This window comes from Vibrio sp. 10N.286.49.C3 (assembly GCF_041469545.1).
In the GTDB taxonomy this organism is placed as follows: Bacteria; Pseudomonadota; Gammaproteobacteria; order Enterobacterales; family Vibrionaceae; genus Vibrio; species Vibrio tasmaniensis_A.
In genome coordinates this window covers 113802-115960 of record NZ_JBFRKT010000022.1, presented here as the reverse complement: position 1 = coordinate 115960, position 2159 = coordinate 113802, and the positions used below count along the sequence as shown (strand labels likewise).

Genomic DNA, 2159 nt, shown 5'->3' with positions numbered 1-2159 from the left:
TTCTTATCTTCTTATCTTCTATACAGGTGTATACAGTACTTTTCTGTCAAACCCACTGTATACACCTGTATAAAGCTCACATTTCTTCAACTTATGAGACAAAACAACAAATTCATTCAAATTTAATTTTTACCATATTTTCAACAGCTTAAATAAAAATCACTTACCCAACCAAGCAAGATCGTCCAATAATCCCTCAAAAAACACTTGATCTTATAAGCAACAAAAACTACTGTATACACATACAGCATGTATATAAGGACAGCAAAATGATTCCAGCACACGTTAAAGCACAACACTCTAGCCCGCTAACTCACTGCGCATTTACATCCGTCTCTCGTGACACAAAAAGTTCAAACGAAGAAGCGTTGTTTGCCAAAATGGCGTTGCTGTCCAATCAACATCAGTGGTTACTGTTTACGGCTCAAACACCAAGACCATCGGCTAAACAGCTGCAGCAACATAATGTTTGCTGTGATCGTGTTATTCACATGAAAGCCTCTAATCAAATGACAGAAATAGAAACCGTCGAGAAAGCCATTCGATCTAAGAATGCGAGCGCGATTGTTGCGAGTGCTTCGATTGATCAATTCAGTCAGCAATACCTAAGAACATTAGGAATGCGCTTTCAGTGCGAAGTCTTCTTTATTGATGCCAATTCAGAGCGTATTCACTAGACCACCTTACTTAATAACATTTTGGCTCAAATACATAGCTCAAAAACACAGTCCAAATATACTGCCTTCCCCTGCCCTACAATTCGCCAATTTTTTAGCTGATTGTTAGGTGGGGGTTTTTATTTAAACAATAGATTTAGCAATCGTTTGCTTTTTCTCTGGAAGCAAATAGTAGATTGGGTATAATGCCCGTCTAATCATGTGCACACCGCACTTCTCTGTATGACGTTTGATAAAAGATAGGAATGTCTAAATGAGCCTTGCTGATCAAGTTCTTGCCGTAAATGATGACCTACCAATCCGTACTGATAAACCTGTCCACAGTGGCAAGGTTCGTTCGGTCTACTGGTTAACTGAAGAAGATAGCCAACGACTAATTAAAGAGAAAGGCTACGATGTAGCACCAGATGCGCCTTTAGCAATAATGGTGATCAGTGACCGTATCTCGGCATTTGATTGTATCTGGCGTGGTGAAGGGAATCTAAAAGGTGTTCCAGGTAAGGGGGCCGCTCTGAATGCTATCTCTAACCACTGGTTCAAATTATTTAAAGACAACGGCCTCGCTGACAGTCATATTCTTGATATCCCTCATCCATTCGTATGGATTGTACAAAAAGCTCGCCCAGTCATGATCGAAGCGATTTGTCGTCAATACATCACAGGTTCAATGTGGCGTGCATACGCAAACGGCGAACGCGAATTCTGTGGTATCGAGATGCCAGAAGGCCTTGAGAAAGACAAGAAATTGCCTGAGCTACTGATCACGCCTTCTACAAAAGGGATTTTGAAAGGTATTCCTGGCGTTCCAGAAGCTGATGATGTAAACATCACGCGTAACAACATCGAAGATAACTTCGCAGCATTCAATTTTACTCAAGCAAGTGACATTGCGCATTACGAGAAACTTCTAAAAGAAGGCTTCAACGTAATTAGCCAAGCGCTAGCAAAAGTCGATCAAACCTTTGTCGATACGAAATTTGAATTTGGTTACGTCAACGATGCTCAAGGTAATGAAAAGCTTATCTACATGGATGAAGTCGGTACTCCAGATTCATCTCGCATTTGGGATACTCAGGAATACAATAACGGCAACATCGTTGAGAATTCAAAAGAAGGTTTCCGCCAGTTCCTACTTAACTACTTCCCTGATGCTGATATTCTTTTGAACAAAGAGCGTATGCCAGAGCGTGAAGCGTTAGCTCGTGACAATGAACTTCCATTGGATTCATTGATGTCTCTGTCACGTACTTACCTTGATATCGCGGCGAAGATTACAGGTGCGGAAATCGTACTGAGTGAGAATCCTAAGCAAGAGATCATCGATGTATTGCGTGCCAACTACGGCCTAATCGATTAATAGCGGTTAGATATCACGTTCTGCCTAAGTACAAGAACGACTTAAATACAAAAAGGGCCTCAGTATTTAGGCCCTTTTTACATGTACGTTTTAATCTTATTTGAGCTAAGCTCTAAGCTCTAAGC

The 2159-nt window shown here is 40.9% G+C and carries 2 protein-coding genes; both read left to right on the top strand.

Annotated elements, in window-relative coordinates; genetic code table 11:
- Window positions 1-269 precede the first annotated feature (269 nt).
- Complete coding sequence (locus AB4180_RS10540; RefSeq protein ID WP_017099831.1) at window positions 270-677, top strand: SulA-like leucine-rich domain-containing protein; 408 nt, start codon at window positions 270-272, stop codon at window positions 675-677.
- Window positions 678-930: 253 nt separating this feature from the next.
- Window positions 931-2034 (top strand): phosphoribosylaminoimidazolesuccinocarboxamide synthase, encoded by a 1104-nt coding sequence (locus tag AB4180_RS10535; protein WP_017099830.1) that lies wholly within the window; start codon window positions 931-933, stop codon window positions 2032-2034.
- Window positions 2035-2159: the final 125 nt, after the last annotated feature.